Origin of the sequence: Pseudomonas sp. 2VD, assembly GCF_005503585.1 — a bacterium.
GTDB classification, from domain to species: Bacteria; Pseudomonadota; Gammaproteobacteria; order Pseudomonadales; family Pseudomonadaceae; genus Pseudomonas; species Pseudomonas aeruginosa.
This window is the reverse complement of record NZ_SCND01000083.1, coordinates 1-18563: the sequence shown is the minus strand read 5'-3', so window position 1 is coordinate 18563 and position 18563 is coordinate 1. Positions and strand designations below refer to the sequence as shown.

Here is an 18563-nt window from a genome sequence, read left to right as displayed (position 1 = left end):
CACCGGCGCACCGAGGCCCTTGGACAGGCACACCGACACCGAGTCGAAGTGCCGGGTGATTTCGCTGGCGTCTACGCCCAGCTTCACCGCCGCGTTGTACAGGCGCGCGCCATCCAGGTGCAGGGCCAGGCCACGCGCGCGAGTGAAAGCGCGCGCCGCGGCCAGGTAGTCGAGCGGCAGCACCTTGCCCTGCATGGTGTTTTCCAGGGCCAGCAGGCGGGTCCTGGCGAAATGGAAGTCGTCGGCCTTGATCGCCGCCGCGACCTTGTCCAGGTCGAGCGATCCGTCGGCCTCGCCGTCGATCGGCTGCGGCTGGATCGAGCCCAGCACCGCGGCACCGCCGCCCTCGTATTTGTAGGTATGCGCCTGCTGGCCGACGATGTATTCGTCGCCGCGCTCGCAGTGGGCCATCAATCCGAGCAGGTTGCTCATGGTCCCGGTCGGTACGAAGAGCGCCGCGGCGAAGCCCAGGCGCGCCGCCAGTTCGGCCTCCAGGCGGTTGACCGTAGGGTCCTCGCCATAGACGTCGTCGCCCAGTTCGGCCGCGGCCATGGCTTCGCGCATGCCGGCGGTGGGCTGGGTGACGGTGTCGCTGCGCAGGTCGATGACAGGCACGGAGGGCTCCTCGGTTCGGCGGAAAAGCCCGATCCTACGGCGCTCTACCGACAGCCACAAGGGAAGTCGGGAAATCTTCCCGGCCGCAACGGAAACGGAGCGCCGAAGCGCTCCGTCATGATCGAGAGGGAAGGCCGATACGCCTCAGAGCTTGGCCGGCACCACCAGGATTCCGGCACGCAGGCCGTTCTTCACCCGTGGATTGGGGAAGATGATGCGCGCGCCGACCTCGTCCACCACCCAGCGCGTACCGCCGATATCCTCGGCCAGCAGGTAGCCCGGCGAGAGTTCGGTGAAGTTGGCCACGTCATCGTCGAGGTGCAGGCGGAAGTGGTCGCTGTGCTTGATCACCTCGCGCGACACGCTGAACAGCTTGAGGCCGTCGAGCCGGGAGCCGTCCGGCTGTTCCTCGCTGCCGTCGATCAGCAGCTCCAGGCTCCGCTCCAGGCGCTCCAGGTTGACCTCCTGGTTCTCTCCGAACGGACGTGCCTTGCCCAGTTCCAGGGTAAAGGCCTCCGCGCCGAGCTGGCCGTAGGTGTAGGCGCTGAAGGTGATGCCCGGCTTGTTCTGCAACAGCACCGCCTCGATGCCGGCGTCGCGCAGGCGGGCCAGTTCGCTGCGGGAATGCTCGCGGCCCTCGGCCCAGGGGTAGAGGGCGAACTGCTCGATCTTCGAGCCGCGGATCGCGGTATGCAGGTCGTAGTGCAGGTGGACTCGCTCGGTCTTGCTGAAGAACACCTGGGCCAGGCGCTCCAGCTCGGCGGCACGGAAGGCCTCGTTGCCGCTGCCCTCCTCGTGGCGACCGTTGAACAGGCGGTTCATGTCCTGTTCGACGTAGCGCTCGCCGCGGCGGATGGCCTCGGGATTGCCGAACAGGAAGAGGACCCTGGCGGCAGGCTTGAGGGTGCCCGCGGCGACCTTGCGGATCAGCCGTTCGAGCAGTTCGATGGGCGCGGTCTCGTTGCCGTGGATACCGGCCGAGAGCAACAGGTCGACGCCGTTGTCGCGGGCGCCGATCGGCGTGACTTCCAGCGCGCCCTCGGCCAGCCAGTGCAGGCGGGTGCCGTCGGCGGTGAGCTGGATCTTCTCGGTCGGCTCGCGGCCGGCCAGGGTCAAGTCGAGCAGTTTGCCGAGGGCGAGCATGGGATGTCCTCAGTCAGTGGGTGTGGTCGCAGCCGCAGTCGGGGCCGTGCTCGTGGTCGTCGCCCTCTTCGATCGGCTCCATCTCCAGTTGCAGGCTGACCAGGTTGGTCGCCATCGGCCGCAGCAGCAGGTTGGTGTATTCGGTATCGCCGTCTTCGACGTCGACGCCGATCAGCAACTGGCCGTTGCCGGCTTGCTGGACCCACACTTCCTTGCCCTGCCAGACCACGGCGAAACGGGTGCAGGAAGTTTCCAGCTGGGTGCCGTCGGTATCTTCGAGGATCAGTTGCAGGCTATCGGACATGGTGGCGAGGCTCTCAATCGAGTTGGAAGGAATAAACCGAGCCCAGTTTAAGGATCTGCGTCAGTTCATCCAATGCCGTCCGGCACTCCAGCAGCAGTTGCGGGTCGGCCAGGTCGGTTTCGCTCAGGCGGTCGCGGTAGTGCCGGTCGACCCAGGCTACCAGCGTGTCGTACAGGCCGGCGCTCATGATCACCCCCGGATTCACCGCCGCCAGCTCCCGCTCCTGCAGCGCCACGCGCAAGCGCAGGCAGGCCGGGCCGCCGCCGTTCTGCATGCTCTGCTTGAGGTCGAAGACCTTCACTTCGCGGATCGGGCCGTCGTCGCCGGTGAGCTGGTCCAGGTAGTTCCAGACCCGCGGGTTGTTCCGACACTCCTCCGGTACCACCAGCAGCATCGAACCGTCGGCCTTCGACAGCAGTTGGCTGTTGAACAGATAGGACTTCACCGCGTCCTCCACCGCGACCTGGTCGCGCGGCACGCAGATGGCGCGGAAGCGGCCGCCGCGGCGGCCAAGCTTGTCGTGCAGTTCGGCAAGGACCTTCTCGGTATCGAGGAAGGCGTCCTCGTGATGGAACAGCACCTCGCCATTGCCCACCGAGATCACATCGTTGTGGAACACGCCCTGGTCGATTACCGCCGGGTTCTGTTGAGCGTAGACCACTCCGGCCTCGCTCAGCCCGTGCAGGCGCGCGACCGCCTGGCAGGCTTCCAGGGTCTGGCGCGCCGGATAGCGTTGCGGCGCCGGGAAGCGACTGTCGAAGGCGCTGCGACCGAAGACGAAGAACTCCACGCCGGCATCGCCATAGTCCTTGCAGAAGCGCGTGTGGTTGGCCGCGCCTTCGTCGCCGAACTGGCTCACCGCCGGCAGCGCCGCGTGATGGGCGAAATGCCGCTCGTCGTTGAACATCGCCGCCAGCACGCGGCTGGTGGTGGGATGCTCGATGGATCGGTGGAACTTGCAGTTCAGGTTGGCCGCGGTGAAATGCACGCGGCCGTCGGCGGTGTCGGCGCTCGGGCTGACCGTGGCGGCATTGGCGGTCCACATGCTCGACGCCGAACTGCAGGCGGCGAGGAGAGGCATCGCTTCCTTCGCCGCGCGGCGGATCACCTCCTCGTCGCTGCCGGAGAAGCCCAGGCTACGTAGCGCAGCGGTATCCGGGCGGGCTTGCGGGGCGAGCACCCCCTGCTTGAAACCCATCTCCATCAACGCCTTCATCTTCGCCAGGCCCTGCTTCGCCGCTTCCTTCGGGTTGGACACCGCCTGGCTGTTGCTTTGCGAAGCGACATTGCCGTAGGACAGGCCGCCGTAGTTGTGGGTCGGGCCGACCAGGCCGTCGAAATTCACTTCATGGGCATTCATAGGCTGATCCCGGGAGTCAGGGTGGCAGGAAGGGACACGCTGGGGCTTTCCAGCGAGGCGACCGGATAGGCGCAGTAATCGGCGGCGTAGTAGGCGCTCGGCCGGTGGTTGCCGGACGCGCCGATACCGCCGAACGGCGCGCTGCTGGCGGCGCCGGTGAGCTGCTTGTTCCAGTTGACGATGCCGGCGCGGCTTTCCACGAGGAACTGCTCGAAACGCTCGCGGGAATCCGACAGCAGCCCGGCGGCCAGGCCGTACTGGGTGGCGTTGGCTTCACGGATCGCCGCAGCGAAATCGGAGTAGCGGATCACTTGCAACAACGGCCCGAAGAACTCTTCGTCCGGTCGCTCGGCCACCGCGCTGACGTCGAGGATGCCCGGGGTCAGCAGGGCGGCGCCGTCGATCGGCTGGGTCATCGCCAGCAGCGGCTGTGCGCCCTTGCCGATCAAATGCTCCTGGGCCTTGAGCAGGTGCTCGGCGGCGCTCAGCGAAATCACCGCGCCCATGAACGGCGCCGGCTGTTCGTCGAAGCGGCCGACCCGCAGGGTAGCGCTGACCGCCACCAGGCGCGCCAGCAGTGCGTCGCCCCAGGCGCCCTGCGGCACCAGCAGGCGGCGGGCGCAGGTGCAGCGCTGGCCGGCGGAGATGAAGGCGGACTGGATGATGGTGTAGACGGCGGCGTCGAGGTCGGCGACCTCCTCCACCACCAGCGGGTTGTTGCCGCCCATCTCCAGCGCCAGGATTTTCTGCGGCTGGCCGCCGAACTGGCTGTGCAGCAGGTTGCCGGTGCGACTGGAGCCGGTGAAGAACAGACCGTCGAGCCCACGGTGGGCGGCCAGCGCGACGCCGGTTTCGCGACCGCCCTGGACCAGGTTGAGCACGCCGGCCGGCAGGCCGGCCTCGATCCAGGCCTTGAGCGTCAGCTCGGCGACCTTCGGGGTCAGCTCGCTGGGCTTGAACACCACGCAGTTACCGGCCAGCAGCGCCGGGACGATATGCCCGTTGGGCAGGTGGCCGGGGAAATTGTAGGGACCGAATACCGCCACCACGCCATGCGGCTTGTGCCGCAGCACGGCGGTGGCGTCGGCCAGCGGACCGGACTTCTCGCCGGTGCGCTCGCGGAACGCCTGCACCGAGATCGCCACCTTGTTGACCATGCTGGTCACTTCGGTGGCCGACTCCCACAGCGGCTTGCCGGTTTCCTCGCCGATCGCCCGGGCCAGCTCGTCGGCGCGGGACTTGAGGGTCGCAGCGAAGCGCTCGAGCAACTCGATGCGCTGCTCCAGCGGGCGCCGCGCCCAGGCCGGGAAGGCCTCGCGGGCGGCACGCACGGCGGCATCGACCTGGGCGGCGTCAGCGCCGCGCCCGGACCAGACCACGCCCTGGCCAACCGGGTCGAGGGACTCCAGGGTCTCGCCCTGGCCCGCCAGCCACTGGCCGGCAATGTAATGGGTACTCATCATCGACTCCTCGGGCGCCCTCGCCGGGACGCCTCCATCAGGCTTTCAAGCGCGCTTCTGCGCCGACAGCGGCACCGCGCGTACCGAGGCGCCGGCCGACAGGCGCAGGCGCTTGGCGGTCAGCGGATCGACCACCAGGGTGCCGGCGGCGGCCCGCGCCGGCGCGGCGGTGATGCGACAGTCTTCGCGCTTGCGGTTGTGGATCAGGTAGGGCTCGGCGTCGTCGCCGGGAGTGCCCACCGCCAGCACCAGGTTCTGGCTCTCGGCGATGGCGCGGATCTTGTCGGTCTCGGCCTCGATCGCCGGGCCGGCGTCGAAGATGTCGACGTAGCCCTGGTAGCTGAAGCCCTCGGCCTTGAGCATGGCCAACGCCGGCTCGGTGTTCGGATGGACGCGGCCAATCACCCCGCGCGCCTCCTCGGAGAGGAAGCAGGTGTAGAGCGGGAACTTCGGCATCAGCTCGGCGATGAAGGCCTTGTTGCCGACCCCGGTGAGGTAGTCGGCCTGGGAGAATTCCATCTTGAAGAAGTGCCGGCCGAGGCTTTCCCAGAATGGCGAACGCCCCTCCTCGTCGGACATGCCGCGCATCTCGGCGATCAGCTTGTCGCCGAACAGGTGGCGGAATTCGGCGATGAACAGGAAGCGCGCGCGCGACAGCAGCTTGCCGTTGAGGCCGCTGCGGTGGTCGGCGTGGAGGAACAGCGAGCACAGCTCGGAATTGCCGGTCAGGTCGTTGGCCAGGAACAGCGTGGGGATCTCGCGATGGATGTTGAGTTCCTGCGAGGCGCTCACGGTGAGGCCGACCCGGTAGTTGTACCAGGGTTCGCGAAGCCCTACCGCTCCGGCGATGGCGGAGATGCCGACGACCTTGCCGGCGTCGTCCTCGAGGACGAACAGGTAGTCGGCGTCGCCGCGTTCGGCCTCGCCACGGAAGGCCTTCTCGGCCCAACTGACGCGATGCTGCAGGCGCTGCTCGTTGGCCGGCAGGGTGGTCAGGCCGGTGCCGGTGCTGCGCGCCAGCTCGATCAGGGCCGGCAGGTCGGCGCTGGTAACAGGACGTACGATCATGACTGGCTCCTTCAGACCGCTACCAGGCGCACGCTGGCGCCTTCGCCGACGCCCAGGGCCTCGGCGGCTTCAACACTCAGGGCCACCGGCTTGCCGGGCGCCCAGTCCAGGTCCAGCACGACCGCGCGGAAGTCCTGCAACTGGCCGTTGGTGACCAGGTATGGACGCCCGCTCTTCGGCGCCTCGCCGATCTTCACCGGAACCACCCGGCTCTGGGCGATCGAGCGAATCCCCGAGGTGCGCGCGTGCAGGGTCGGGCCGCCATCGAAGATGTCGATGTAGTTGTCGGTCTCGAAGCCTTCGCGCATCAGGATGTCGAAGGTGATCTGCGCTCGCGGGTGAACCTGGCCCATGGATTCCTGGGCGGCATCCGGCAACAGCGGCACGTAGATCGGATAGTGCGGCATCAGTTCGGCGAGGAAGGTGCGGCTCTTCAGCCCGGAGAGCTTTTCCGCCTCGATGTAGTTCAGGTCGAAGAAGTTGCGCCCGACCGCGTTCCAGAACGGCGATTCGCCCTGCTCGTCGCTGTAGCCGACGATCTCCACCACCACCGCGTCGGCGAAGCGCTCCGGATGGCTGGCCATGAACAGCAGGCGACCGCGCGAGTTGAGTTCGGCATAGACGCTCTGCACCAGGTCGCGCTGTACGTAGAAACTGGTCAGCAGGCTGTTGCCGGTAAGGTCGTGGCACAGCGAGAGGACATGGATCTTGTTGTGGATCGACAGCGAGCGCGAGGCGTGCACGAAGGTTTCGTTGCGGAAGCTGTAGAACGGTTCCGAGAACCCGGCCGAGGCGACGATCGCCGAGCAGCCGACCAGCTCGCCGCTGGCGCTGTCCTCGAGGACGAAGAAATAGCTTTCCTCGCCGTTGTAGCTTACCTCCGCGGCGAACGAGGCCTCGGAAGCGAGGATCTTGTCGCGCAGGCGTTCGGCGTCATCCGGCAAGGACGTGACGCCTACCGGGCTGTCCGCCGCCAGACGCTGCACCTGTGGCAGGTCGGCCGCTTGGGCGGGGCGCATCACCAACATGGCGTCACTCCTTTCTCAGACAACGATGATTGCCGCATCCATGCGCGGGACCGCGGCACCTTCCTGTGCCACGGTTTCGAACGTCCAGCAGGGAAGATCCCGCGCCACGCACGGCGGCACGGTTCCCGGCTCCGTCGCGGGCCGCTCCGGGATGTCGCATCGGGTGCCCCGGCCTGCGCCGGGGCCCCGTGGGTTCGCTCAGCCGCGGACCAGCTTGGCCACGGCGCGCTCGAAGCGCTCCAGGCCTTCGTCGATCTCGGCGTCGTCGATCACCAGGCTCGGCGCGAAGCGCACCACGTCCGGGCTGGCCTGGAGCACCATGACCGCCTCTTTCTCGGCGGCGTTGAGCACATCCCTGGCCTTGCCCTTCCACTCGTCGGTCAGCGCTGCGCCGATCAGCAGGCCCATGCCGCGAATCTCGCCGAAGATGCCGTACTCCTGGCCGATCTTCTGCAGGCGGGACTTGAAGCGCTCATGCTTGGCCTTCACGCCATCCAGCACTTCCGGGGTATTGATCACGTCCAGCGCCGCCTCGGCCACCGCCGAGGCCAGCGGGTTGCCGCCGTAGGTGGTGCCGTGGGTGCCGACCGACAGGTGCTTGGCGATCTCGCCGGTGGTCAGCATCGCACCGATAGGGAAGCCGCCGCCCAGGCTCTTGGCGCTGGAGAGGATGTCCGGGACCACGCCGTAGTGCATGTAGGCGAACAGCTCGCCGACCCGGCCCATGCCGCTCTGGACCTCGTCGAAGACCAGCAGCGCGTTGTGCTCGTCGCACAGCTTGCGCGCCCCTTCCAAGTAGGCCTGCTGCGCCGGCAGCACGCCGCCCTCGCCCTGGATCGGTTCCAGCACCACGGCGCAGGTCTTGTCGGAGATCGCCGCCTTCAGCGCTTCCAGGTCGTTGTAGGGAACGTGGGTGATACCCTCGAACTTGGGCCCGAAGCCATCGGAATACTTCGGCTGGCCGCCGACGTTGACGGTGAACAGGGTGCGCCCGTGGAAGCTGTTGCTGGCGGCGATGATCTCGTACTTCTGCGGGCCGTAGACATCGTTGGCGTAGCGGCGAGCCAGCTTGAAGGCCGCCTCGTTGGCCTCGGCGCCGGAGTTGGCGAGGAACACCCGCTCGGCGAAGGTGGCGTCCACCAGCTTGCGCGCCAGGCGCAGGGCCGGCTCGTTGGTGAAGACGTTGGAAACGTGCCAGATGCGCTGGGCCTGCTCGGTGAGCGCCTTGACCAGCGCCGGATGCGCGTGGCCCAGGGAGGTCACGGCGATGCCGCCGGCGAAATCGATCAGTTCGCGGCCGCTCTGGTCCCAGACGCGCGATCCCTCGCCTCGCACCGGGATGAAGGCGGCGGGGGCGTAGTTGGGGACCATATACCGGTCGAAATCGGCACGTTCTACCTGCGCATGGGGAGCGGACATCGGTGTTTCTCCTGCCTGAAGGCGGCTATCGATGAAAGGATTGTAGGGATTGGGACCGGGCCGGCATTGCCGCCATGCGACAACTTGTTATAGCGCCAACCCGGGAATTTCCGCGGCTTTCGGAAATGCGACAGAAAGCATCGGGAAGGCGCAGTGTAAACGCGCGATGCACTCGGGTGCATACTTCTTCTACGCCGCCCCGCGGGCGGGAACAGCAGGGAAACAAGCCATGCCCATCGAGGGAATCGACTACCGTCTCGTCTTCGCCTCCGACGTCAATCCGCGCGACGGCCTCGGCCTGGAGTGCTGGCGCGGCGAACAGCCGCTGTTCGAGGTATTTCGCGACGACGCCGGCCGGCGTTTCGTGGTCAACCTGTTCGCCAGCGACGTTCCGCTGGAACTGCTGGAGGCGATCATTCCGACGGCCCGTCGCGAACTCGGCGACTTCCCGAGGCGATCCGCCTCCCGGGGCGTCGCAAAGCCCGGCTGAAACCGCCGCGCCGTTGGCGATCAGCCGCGTTCGACGGGAGTGAAGGTCGTCTCGAAGGCGCTGCCGCCGCGCCGCTGGTTGCGGTCCTCGCGCGGAGTGACGCCGAAGAAGTTGCGGTAGGCGCTGGAGAAATGCGGCCCGGAAGAGAAACCGCAGGACAGGCCGATCTGGATGATCGACTTGCTGGTCTGCATCAGCATCTGCCGCGCGCGGTTCAGGCGCAGCTCCAGGTAGTACTGGCTGGGTACGCGGTTCAGGTATTGCTTGAAGATCCGTTCCAACTGGCGCCGCGAAACACACACATGCTGGGCGATCTCGTCGGTGGTCAGTGGCTCCTCGATATTGGCTTCCATCAGCAGTACCGCCTGGGTCAGCTTCGGATGGCTGGAGCCGAGGCGATTCTTCAGCGGGATGCGCTGGCGCTCGTTGCCTTCGCGAATGCGCTCCACCACCAGCTCTTCCGAGACCGCGCCGGCCAGTTCAGCGCCATGGTCGCGGGACAGCAGCGCCAGCAGCAGGTCGAGTACCGCCATGCCGCCGCAGGCGGTCATGCGGTCGCGATCCCACTCGAACAGGTGGTTGGTGGCGATGACCTTGGGGAAGCGCTCGGTGAAGTCATCGTGCCAACGCCAGTGCACCGCGGCGCGATAACCGTCGAGCAGGCCGAGCTGGGCCAGCGGGTAGATGCCGGCGGACAGCGCGCCGATCGCCGCTCCCGAACGCGCCAGTTGCTTGAGCGCCAGGCCCAGCGCTGGCGACACCGCCGCCGGCGCCTCGTCGGCGACCAGGAACAGCCGCGAGCATTGCTCCAGCCTGCCGTTCCAGGCCGTTCCCGGCAGGCGCCAGCCCTCCTCTTCGGCCGGCGCTTCGGCGAGCAGGAACAGCGGCTCGTAGAGCGCCTCGGGGTGCAACCGCCGGGCCGCCCGCAGGGCTTCCTCGGCAAGCGATAGCGTCAGCGCGCGGGTGGCGGGCCAGAGGAGGAAACCGATGCGTTGGGGTTGGACAGTCATGGGAGCAGCTTAGCCGGCCTCTGCGATGAATGTTACTTGAGGCTGCCGGAGAGGAACTGCTTGAGGCGGTCCGACTGCGGGTTGGCGAGGACTTCCTTCGGGCAGCCGTGTTCCTCGACCAGGCCCTTGTGCAGGAACACCAACTGGTTCGACACCTCGCGGGCGAAACCCATCTCGTGGGTCACCACCACCATGGTGCGACCTTCCTGCGCCAGGTCCTGCATGACCTTCAGCACTTCGCCCACCAGTTCGGGGTCGAGCGCCGAGGTCGGCTCGTCGAACAGCATCACTTCCGGCTCCACCGCCAGCGCCCGGGCGATCGCCACGCGCTGCTGCTCGCCGCCGCTCATGTGCGCCGGGTAGGCGTCCTTGCGGTGCGCCACGCCGACCTTGGCCAGGTAGTGCTCGGCCTTCTCGATGGCTTCCTTCTTCGACACGCCGAGCACATGCACGGGCGCCTCGATGACGTTCTCCAGGGCGCTCATGTGCGACCACAGATTGAAATGCTGGAACACCATCGACAGGCGCGAGCGCATGCGCTGCAACTGGCGGGAGTCGGCGGCCTTCAGCGCGCCGTCGCGGCCGGGCACCAGCTTCAGCTCCTCGCCGTTGAGCAGGATCTTGCCGGCGTGCGGCTGTTCCAGCAGGTTGATGCAGCGCAGGAAGGTGCTCTTGCCGGAACCGCTCGAGCCGATGATGCTGATCACGTCGCCCGCTTTCGCCGCCAGCGAGACGCCCTTGAGCACCTCGTGGCTACCGTAGCGCTTGTGCAGGTCTTGGACTTCCAGTTTGTACATGTGTGTGTTCTCGGCTAATCAGTCGCTGAGCAAGCGTCCCTGACGGATCGGTTGACGACCGGCCACCTTGGCCAGCCAGAGTCCCGGCTGCGCGTAGCGCATCCGTTCGATGGCGAAAAGCACGCCGGAAACTCCGGCGCACACGGTGCTGGCACGGTCGGCCAGGGGATCGATGACCTGGAACAGCGGTTCGCCCGCCTCCACCCATTCGCCCGGCCGGCGCAGGAAACTCACCACGCCGGTATGCGGGGCGTGGACGTATTCGGTGCCTTCGAAGGGCAAGCCTTCGCAGCAGGCTTCGGGCGCCGCCGGCCATTCGCCCTCGACGAAGCCCTGCTCGGCGAGGAAGGCCAGGATCGCCGCGGCGTTGCCCTCGGCCTGCTGCGCCGTGGTATCGGCCTGGCCGCCGAGTTCGACGGTGGTCGCCAGGCAGGCCAGCGGCAGCTCGGCGCGCGGATACAGGCGCGACAGGCGCAGCCACGGCACCGAGCAGGCCTCGTCGAAGGAACCGCCGCCGGACTCCTCGGCGAGCAGCCCGACGGCGGCGCCCAAGCGCGCGGCCAGGGAGGCGAAGGTGGGCCATTGTTGCGGCAGGGTATAGAGATGGATGGCGGCCTCGAAGTCGCAATGCAGGTCGAGCACCAGGTCGGCGTCGCAGGCGTGGCGATAGAGCAGGCGCTGCATGCCCTCCAGTTCCGAGGTCGCCGGCGGCAGGGCGTCCAGCGCCGCGCGCAGGGCCTGGCGGACCAGCGCGACATTGGCCGCCGGATCGCTGCCGAGGCGCTCGCCGACGCTGTCGATCACCGCGTCCAGCAGGTCGGGGAAATCGCGGTTGAAGTTGCGCCCGCTGCTCATTTCGAAGCGCCCCTGGTGCAGCGCCTGGATCATCTGCCCGAGACCGACCGGATTGGCCACCGGCACCAGCTCGACGGTACCGCGCAGGCGGCCTTCCGCCTCCAGCAGGCGCAACCGCTGCTTCAGCTCCCAGGCGGTGCGCATGCCCGGCAGCTCGTCGGCGTGCAGGCTGGACTGGATGTAGACCTTGCGCGCGCCGCAGCCGAAGCGGAACACGCTCAGGCGCTTCTCGCTTCCCAGGGTGCTCCACGGCAGCAGGTGGTCGATACGCTCCATGCGGTCCTCCGGATCAGGATTTGCGCGGCGCCAGGTAGGCCAGCCAGCGGCGCTCGGCAAGCTTGAACAGGCGCACCAGGATGAAGGTCAGGCACAGGTAGAACAGGCCGGCGGTGATGAACGCTTCGAACGGCAGGTAGTACTGCGAATAGACGGTTCGCGCGGCGCCGGTGATGTCCACCAGGGTGACGATGGACGCCAGGCTGGTGGTCTGCAGCATCATGATCACTTCGTTGCTGTACTGCGGCAGCGCACGCCGCAGTGCCGATGGCAGGAGGATGCGGCGGTACATCTTCAGGCGCGACATGCCCATCGCCTTGGCCGCCTCGATCTCGCCATGGGGCGTGGCCTTCAGGCTGCCGGCGAGGATCTCGGCGGTGTAGGCGCTGGTGTTGATGGCGAACGCCAGGCAGGCGCAGAAGGACGCGTTCGACAGCCAGGGCCACAGCGCGCTCTCGCGCACCGCGTCGAACTGCGCCAGGCCGTAGTAGATCAGGAACAGCTGGACCAGCATCGGCGTGCCGCGGATCACGTAGGTGTAGAGCCAGGCCGGGAAGTTCACCAGCGGCTGCTTGGAGACCCGCATCAGCGCCAGCGGCACCGCCAGCAGCAGGCCGATCAGCAGGGAGATCGAGAGCAGCTTGAGGGTGACCAGCAGGCCGTCGAAATAGAGCGGAAGGCTGTCCCAGATGACGGAGAAATCGAAGATCACGATAGGGCCCCTTGACTCACAGTTCCGCGGTTTTCACGCCGACCGAATAGCGGCGTTCGAGCAGGCGCAGCAACAGCAGCGACACGCTGGTCACCAGCAGGTACAGGCCGGCCACGGCGAGGTAGTAGGTGAACGGCTCGCGGGTCGCATCGGAGGCCTGCTTGGCCTTGAACATCATGTCCTGCAGGCCGACCACGGAAATCAGCGCGGTGGCCTTGACCAGCACCAGCCAGTTGTTGGTGAAGCCGGGGATCGCCAGGCGGATCATCTGCGGCACCTGGATGCGGAAGAACACCTGGCGGTGGCTCATGCCGTAGGCGTAGCCGGCCTCGCCCTGGCCCTTGGGAATCGCCATGAAGGCGCCGCGGAAGGTTTCCGAGAGATAGGCGCCGAAGATGAAGCCGAGGGTGCCGACGCCGGACACGAAGGGATTCAGGTCGATGTAGTCGTCGTAGCCGAGTTGCGGGGCGACCCAGTTCAGCAGGCCCTGGCCGCCGTAGAAGATCAGGAGGATCAGCACCAGGTCGGGGATGCCGCGCACTACCGTGGCGTACAGGTCGCCGCACCAGGCCAGCCAGCGCACCGGCGACAGGCGGAAGGCCGCGCCCAGCAGGCCGAGGACGATGGCCAGGAGCATGGAAAGCAGGGCCAGCTGGAGAGTCAGCCAGGCGCCATCGACGATGGTCGCACCGTAGCCAGTGATCATCAAAACGGTACCTCTATGCAGCTAATGCAGCGCTAAAGCAGTGGCGTCCACTCAATAAAAAAGTGGCACAAACAGCGCGAGGCGTCGCGGACGTTTGTGCCACCTCTGACGGATAGCGTCAGTTCGAACCGTAGACGTCGAAGCTGAAGTACTTGTCCTGGATCTGCTTGTACTTGCCGTTGGCGCGCAGCGCGTCGATGGCCGCGTTGAACTTGCCGGCCAGCTCGCTATCGCCCTTGCGCACGGCGATGCCGACGCCTTCGCCGAAGTACTTGGCATCGGTCAGTTGCGGACCGACGAAGGCGTAGCCCTTGCCGGCATCGGTCTTGAGGAAGCCATCTTCGAGGTTCACCGAATCGGCGACCACCGCGTCGAGGCGACCGGCCACCAGGTCCATGTTGGCTTCCTGCTGGGAGTTGTAGCGCACCACTTCGACGCCGGCCGGGGTCAGTTCGGCGGAGGCGTAGCGGTCGGCGGTACTGCCACGCAGCACGCCGGCCTTCTTGCCCTTCAGGTCGGCCTTGGGATCGTTGAGGCTGGCGCCTTCCTTCATCACGAAGCGCGCCGGGGTGTTGTAGTACTTGTTGGTGAAGTCGACCGAACGCTTGCGCTCGTCGGTGATGGTCATCGACGAGAGGATCGCATCGATCTTGCGCACCTTGAGTGCCGGGATCAGGCCGTCGAACTCCTGCTCGACCCACTTGCACTGCACCTTCATCTCTTCGCAGAGGGCATTGCCGATATCCACGTCGAAGCCTGCCAACTGGCCGTCCGGGGTCTTCAGCGAGAACGGCGGATAGGCCGCCTCGATGCCGATGCGCACCGGCTTGTCGGCGGCGAAAGTGGGCAGGGAGAGCACGGACAGCGCCAGGGCGCCGAGAAGTGCGAGCTTCTTCATCTGGAACTCCTTCGAAGGGGATGGCATCGATTGGCAGGAGAAATAGAACCTTGCCCAGGCTGCCGACGGATATGCGTGATCACCGGCTCTTGCGCATGGCGCCTTCTCGTGGACAGGGCGCCAGCTGGGGTGAGCGGCATTCTAGCGACAGGCCGAAAGTGGTTATTTCTTCAATGCGACAACTAATTATAAAAGCACCGAAGAGGGCATTCGGCGATATTGACAGGCAGCGACATTTGTGCCCGGAAAGCGCGAAGTGTAATCAATGAGTAAAGCAAATCTCAAGCCATAAATTGCCAATTCCTTCTCCTTCAATGGCTTGGCCGCTACGACTCGCCTCGACTGCTACCCCGTGTCGCACCTTGGCTGTGCGTAGCGTTTCCTCTCGCCCCAATTATGCGCAGGCGCGCATCACCGAAGTGTTACCGCCGCCCCATTCCCGGCGCGAGCCCATTCGAAACGCCCTCCTCCTCGGCCCCCGCCAAATGAAAGACCCCGCGCGGCTCGCACCGCGCGGGGTCGTTTCGGATCAGGCGGAAGTCAGGCGGCCTGCATCGAGCGATGGGTCTCGATCAGGTGCTGGACCACGCCCGGGTCGGCAAGGGTGGAGATGTCGCCGAGGGTGTCGTACTCGGCCGCGGCGATCTTGCGCAGGATGCGCCGCATGATCTTGCCCGAACGGGTCTTCGGCAGTCCCGGCGCCCACTGGATCACATCCGGCGTGGCGATCGGACCGATCTCGCGGCGGACCCATTGCTTCAGCTCCTGGCGCAGCGCCTCGCTCGGCTCGACCCCGGAGTTGAGGGTGACGTAGACATAGATGCCCTGCCCCTTGATGTCGTGCTGCATGCCGACCACCGCCGCCTCGGCGACCTTCGGGTGGGCGACCATCGCGCTTTCCACCTCGGCGGTGCCCATGCGGTGGCCGGAGACGTTGAGCACATCGTCGACCCGCCCGGTGATCCAGTAGTAGCCGTCCTCGTCGCGGCGCGCGCCGTCGCCGGTGAAGTACATGCCCTTGAAGGTCTTGAAGTAGGTGTCGACGAAGCGGTCATGGTCGCCGAACAGGGTCCGCGCCTGGCCCGGCCAGGAGTCGAGGATCACCAGGTTGCCCTCGGCGGCGCCCTCGATCAGGTTGCCGAGGTTGTCCACCAGTGCCGGGACCACGCCGAAGAACGGCTTGGCCGCGGAGCCCGGCTTCATCGCGTGGGCGCCCGGCAGCGGGGTCATCAGGCAGGCGCCGGTCTCGGTCTGCCACCAGGTGTCGACGATCGGGCAGCGCGACTGGCCGACCGTCTCGTAGTACCACTGCCAGGCTTCCGGGTTGATCGGCTCGCCCACCGAACCGAGCAGACGCAGGCTGGAACCGTCGGCACCGGCCACCGCCGCCTTGCCTTCGGCCATCATCGCGCGGATCGCGGTCGGCGCGGTGTAGAGGATGTTGACCTTGTGCTTGTCGATGATCTTCGCCACGCGGGTCACGTCGGGGTAGTTCGGTACGCCCTCGAACAGAATGGTGGTGGCGCCGTTGGCCAACGGGCCATAGACGATGTAGGTGTGGCCGGTGACCCAGCCGATGTCGGCGGTGCACCAGTAGACTTCGCCCGGACGGTAGTCGAAGACCCGCTCGTGGGTCAGCGAGGCGTACACCAGGTAGCCGCCGGTGGTATGCAGCACGCCCTTCGGCTTGCCGGTGGAGCCGGAGGTGTAGAGGATGAACAGCGGGTCCTCGGCGCCCATTTCCTTGGGCGCGCAAGTGCTGCCGGCAACCTTCATCAGGTCGTCGTACCAGACGTCGCGGTGCTGGTTCCACTTGATCTCGGCGCCGGTACGCTTGCAGACGATGATCTTCTGCACGCTGGAGGTTTCCGGGTTGGTCAGGGCGTCGTCGACGTTGGCCTTCAGCGGAGTACGCTTGCCGCCGCGCACGCCTTCGTCGGCGGTGATCACCACCTTCGACTTGCAATCGATGATGCGTCCGGCCAGGGCCTCGGGGGAGAAGCCGCCGAAGACCACCGAGTGGATCGCGCCGATGCGGGTGCAGGCGAGCATGGCGACCACGGCCTCGGGGATCATCGGCATGTAGATGGTCACTACGTCGCCGCGGTGCACGTCCTGCCCGCGCAGGGCGTTGGCGAACTTGCAGACCTGCTCGTGGAGCTGGCGGTAGGTGATTTCCTGGTGGTCGGCGGGATCGTCGCCTTCCCAGATGATCGCCACCTGGTCGCCGCGTTCGGCGAGGTGACGGTCGAGGCAGTTGTGCGACACGTTGAGGGTGCCGTCGGCGAACCACTTGATGTCCACGTGATGGTCGTCGAAGGAGGTCTGCTTGACCTTCTCGAACGGCTTGATCCAGTCGATCCGCTGGGCCTGCTCGCGCCAGAAGCCGTCGGGGTTGACGACGGACTGCTGGTACATCGTCTTGTAGGTGGCTTCGTCGGTGAAGGTCCGTGCCACCGCTTCCGGGTGCACGGGGTACAGGGATGCCGCAGACATGGCTTTAACCTCGGTACGTGAGTGTTGTTTTTGTTGTGCCCAGTTGTAGCGAGCGCACACCCCACGAACCATACGACCATGGTCTTACCACTGCGCGACAGCGCCGATCGTAGCTATAAGCCGCGCCGATCGTAGCCTTGCGCCGGGCGGCGGAGCGCGTCTCGCGCCCCGCCGCCGCGACCTCAACTCATGCCCAGCAGGCCCGGCAGCCACAGCGAGATCAACGGCACGTAGGTCACCAGGATCAGGAACAGCAGCAGGATCATCAGCCACGGCAGCGCCGCGCGGATGGTCGCCCCCAGCGGCATGCCAGTGACCGCCGAGGTGACGAACAGGTTGAGGCCCACTGGCGGGTGTACCAGGCCGATCTCCATGTTCACCACCATGACGATACCCAGGTGGATCGGATCGATGCCCAGCTTCATGGCGATGGGGAAGAAGATCGGCGCCAGGATCAGCACGATCGCCGAGGGCTCCATGAAGCTGCCGGCGACCAGCAGCACCACGTTGACCATCAGCAGGAAGCCGATCGGGGTCAGGCCTTCCTGCACCACCCATTCGGTGATCTGCTGGGGGATCTGCTCGGTGGTCAACACATGGGCGAAGAGCATGGCGTTGGCGATGATGAACATCAGCATGATGCTCAGCCGCCCCGACTCCAGCAGCACCTTGGGACAGTCGCGCAGGCGCATGTCCTTGTACACGAACAGCGCGACGAAGGCCGAGTACACCGCCGCCACCGCCGCCGCCTCGGTGGGGGTGAACAGCCCGGAATAGATGCCGCCGAGGATGATCACCAGCAGCAACAGGCCCCAGCCTGCACGGCGTGCGGCGGCCAGCCACTCGCGGAAGCTGGCGCGCGGCTGCGCCGGCAGCTTCTTGACCCGTGCGACGATGTAGATCACCACCATCAGGATCACCCCGAGCAACAACCCCGGAACCACCCCGGCGACGAACAGCTTGCCCACCGAGGTCTCGGTGGCGGCGGCGTAGACCACCATCACGATCGATGGCGGGATGAGGATGCCCAGGGTCCCGGCATTGCAGATGATCCCCGCGCCGAAGGCGCGCGGATAGCCGGAGCGGACCATGCCGGCCACGGCGATCGAGCCGACCGCCGCCACTGTCGCCGGCGACGAACCGGACAGCGCGGCGAACAGCATGCAGGCGAGCACCGCAGCGATCGCCAGGCCGCCGCGGATATGCCCGACGCAGGCATTGGCGAAGTCGATCAGGCGCCGCGCCACGCCACCGGTGGTCATGAACGCGCCGGAGAGCAGGAAGAACGGGATCGCCAGCAGGGTGTAGGCCTCGGAGGTCTCGAACAGCTTGATCGCCAGCGAGCGCACCGAATCCGGGCTGAACAGCAGGATCGTCAGGGCGCCGGACAGCCCCAGGGAGATGGCGATGGGCACGCCGATGAACATGAACAGGAACAGCAGCAGGAACAGGATCAGCACGGTCATGGACGGTTCTCCCCGGCCTCTTCGCCGGCCAGTTTGGAGGCCTCGGCGGCCTCGTCGGCGAGGCCCAGCCCGAGCTGGCGACCGCGCAACAGGTTGACGAGGATTTCCAGGTAGCGCAGCAGCACCAGGCCGAAGCCGACCGGCACCACCACCGCGATGTAGGCCTGGAGGATGCCGAAGTGGTCGAGGTCCTCGGCGCCGATGCCGGCGACCAACAGGGTCTTCACCCAGTCGTAGCTGGCGACCATGAACAGCCCGGCGTAGCCCAGGCAGCAGAGGCAGGCGAGTATCCCGATCAGGCGCTGCAAGGGACGCGGCGCCAGGCGCACCAGGGCATCCACCCCGAGGTGGCCGGCGGTGCGTACGCCGTAGGCGATGCCGAGGAAGATCAGCCAGCCGAACAGCGCCTTGGTCAGCGCGTTGCTCCAGGACATGTCCTGGGCTACCCCGAGGATCGCGT

Annotated in this window: 18 protein-coding genes; 1 reads left to right on the top strand and 17 read right to left on the bottom strand. The window is 66.6% G+C overall.

The features are described 5' to 3' along the window. The 8 genes from ltaE to aruC all read right to left on the bottom strand — a co-directional run. Positions 1–615, bottom strand: a 615-nt coding sequence (gene ltaE / locus FFS27_RS12035; protein ID WP_132800730.1) for a low-specificity L-threonine aldolase, incomplete at its 3' end; no start/stop codon positions are given. A 144-nt stretch (positions 616–759) separates the two neighbouring features. Next, on the bottom strand, positions 760–1758 hold the full coding sequence (gene astE / locus FFS27_RS12030; RefSeq protein ID WP_003134260.1) for a succinylglutamate desuccinylase: 999 nt from the start codon (positions 1756–1758) through the stop codon (positions 760–762). Positions 1759–1771: 13 nt separating this feature from the next. Continuing rightward, the gene (locus tag FFS27_RS12025) at positions 1772–2062 is read right to left on the bottom strand and encodes a hypothetical protein (protein WP_003085959.1); all 291 of its coding nucleotides are present in this window, start codon (positions 2060–2062) and stop codon (positions 1772–1774) included. Positions 2063–2075: 13 nt separating this feature from the next. Further along, a complete protein-coding gene (gene astB / locus FFS27_RS12020; protein ID WP_003085956.1) occupies positions 2076–3422 on the bottom strand; it encodes an N-succinylarginine dihydrolase in 1347 nt (448 codons plus the stop codon). Further along, the gene (astD, locus tag FFS27_RS12015; protein ID WP_023435825.1) at positions 3419–4885 is read right to left on the bottom strand and encodes a succinylglutamate-semialdehyde dehydrogenase; all 1467 of its coding nucleotides are present in this window, start codon (positions 4883–4885) and stop codon (positions 3419–3421) included. Before astD ends, astB begins: the two co-directional genes overlap by 4 nt. A gap of 42 nt (positions 4886–4927) precedes the next feature. Beyond that, on the bottom strand, positions 4928–5950 hold the full coding sequence (astA, locus tag FFS27_RS12010) for an arginine N-succinyltransferase (protein WP_003110258.1): 1023 nt from the start codon (positions 5948–5950) through the stop codon (positions 4928–4930). 11 nt (positions 5951–5961) lie between these two features. Continuing rightward, complete coding sequence (gene aruF / locus FFS27_RS12005) at positions 5962–6978, bottom strand: arginine/ornithine succinyltransferase subunit alpha (protein WP_003085950.1); 1017 nt, start codon at positions 6976–6978, stop codon at positions 5962–5964. Positions 6979–7176: 198 nt separating this feature from the next. Next, positions 7177–8397: a bifunctional succinylornithine transaminase/acetylornithine aminotransferase gene (gene aruC / locus FFS27_RS12000; RefSeq protein ID WP_003085948.1), complete on the bottom strand. Its 1221-nt coding sequence runs from the start codon at positions 8395–8397 to the stop codon at positions 7177–7179. Positions 8398–8563: 166 nt separating this feature from the next. Between aruC and FFS27_RS11995 the strand changes: the two genes are divergently transcribed. After that, the gene (locus FFS27_RS11995) at positions 8564–8887 is read left to right on the top strand and encodes a hypothetical protein (protein ID WP_003134266.1); all 324 of its coding nucleotides are present in this window, start codon (positions 8564–8566) and stop codon (positions 8885–8887) included. Positions 8888–8907: 20 nt separating this feature from the next. Here the strand turns inward: FFS27_RS11995 and argR are convergent, their stop codons facing one another. The 9 genes from argR to FFS27_RS11950 all read right to left on the bottom strand — a co-directional run. Further along, positions 8908–9897 (bottom strand): transcriptional regulator ArgR, encoded by a 990-nt coding sequence (argR, locus tag FFS27_RS11990; protein WP_021264329.1) that lies wholly within the window; start codon positions 9895–9897, stop codon positions 8908–8910. A 32-nt stretch (positions 9898–9929) separates the two neighbouring features. Then, on the bottom strand, positions 9930–10694 hold the full coding sequence (gene aotP, locus FFS27_RS11985) for an arginine/ornithine transport ATP-binding protein AotP (protein ID WP_003085940.1): 765 nt from the start codon (positions 10692–10694) through the stop codon (positions 9930–9932). Positions 10695–10712: 18 nt separating this feature from the next. After that, complete coding sequence (locus FFS27_RS11980; protein WP_023096017.1) at positions 10713–11825, bottom strand: M14 family metallopeptidase; 1113 nt, start codon at positions 11823–11825, stop codon at positions 10713–10715. A 13-nt stretch (positions 11826–11838) separates the two neighbouring features. Continuing rightward, complete coding sequence (locus FFS27_RS11975) at positions 11839–12537, bottom strand: ABC transporter permease (protein WP_003085936.1); 699 nt, start codon at positions 12535–12537, stop codon at positions 11839–11841. 16 nt (positions 12538–12553) lie between these two features. Beyond that, entirely contained in the window at positions 12554–13243 is a 690-nt protein-coding gene (locus FFS27_RS11970; protein WP_003085934.1) for an ABC transporter permease, read from the bottom strand. 118 nt (positions 13244–13361) lie between these two features. Beyond that, positions 13362–14141, bottom strand: coding sequence for an ABC transporter substrate-binding protein (locus FFS27_RS11965; protein ID WP_003085932.1), 780 nt, complete (start codon positions 14139–14141; stop codon positions 13362–13364). Between the two features lie 540 nt (positions 14142–14681). Then, on the bottom strand, positions 14682–16637 hold the full coding sequence (gene acs, locus FFS27_RS11960) for an acetate--CoA ligase (RefSeq protein ID WP_003110260.1): 1956 nt from the start codon (positions 16635–16637) through the stop codon (positions 14682–14684). Positions 16638–16819: 182 nt separating this feature from the next. After that, positions 16820–18103, bottom strand: a complete 1284-nt coding sequence (gene dctM / locus FFS27_RS11955) for a C4-dicarboxylate TRAP transporter large permease protein DctM (RefSeq protein WP_003085927.1) — start codon at positions 18101–18103, stop codon at positions 16820–16822. After that, on the bottom strand, positions 18100–18563 hold a 464-nt coding region (locus tag FFS27_RS11950), incomplete at its 5' end, for a TRAP transporter small permease (protein ID WP_137952023.1). The genes FFS27_RS11950 and dctM, both read right to left, overlap by 4 nt.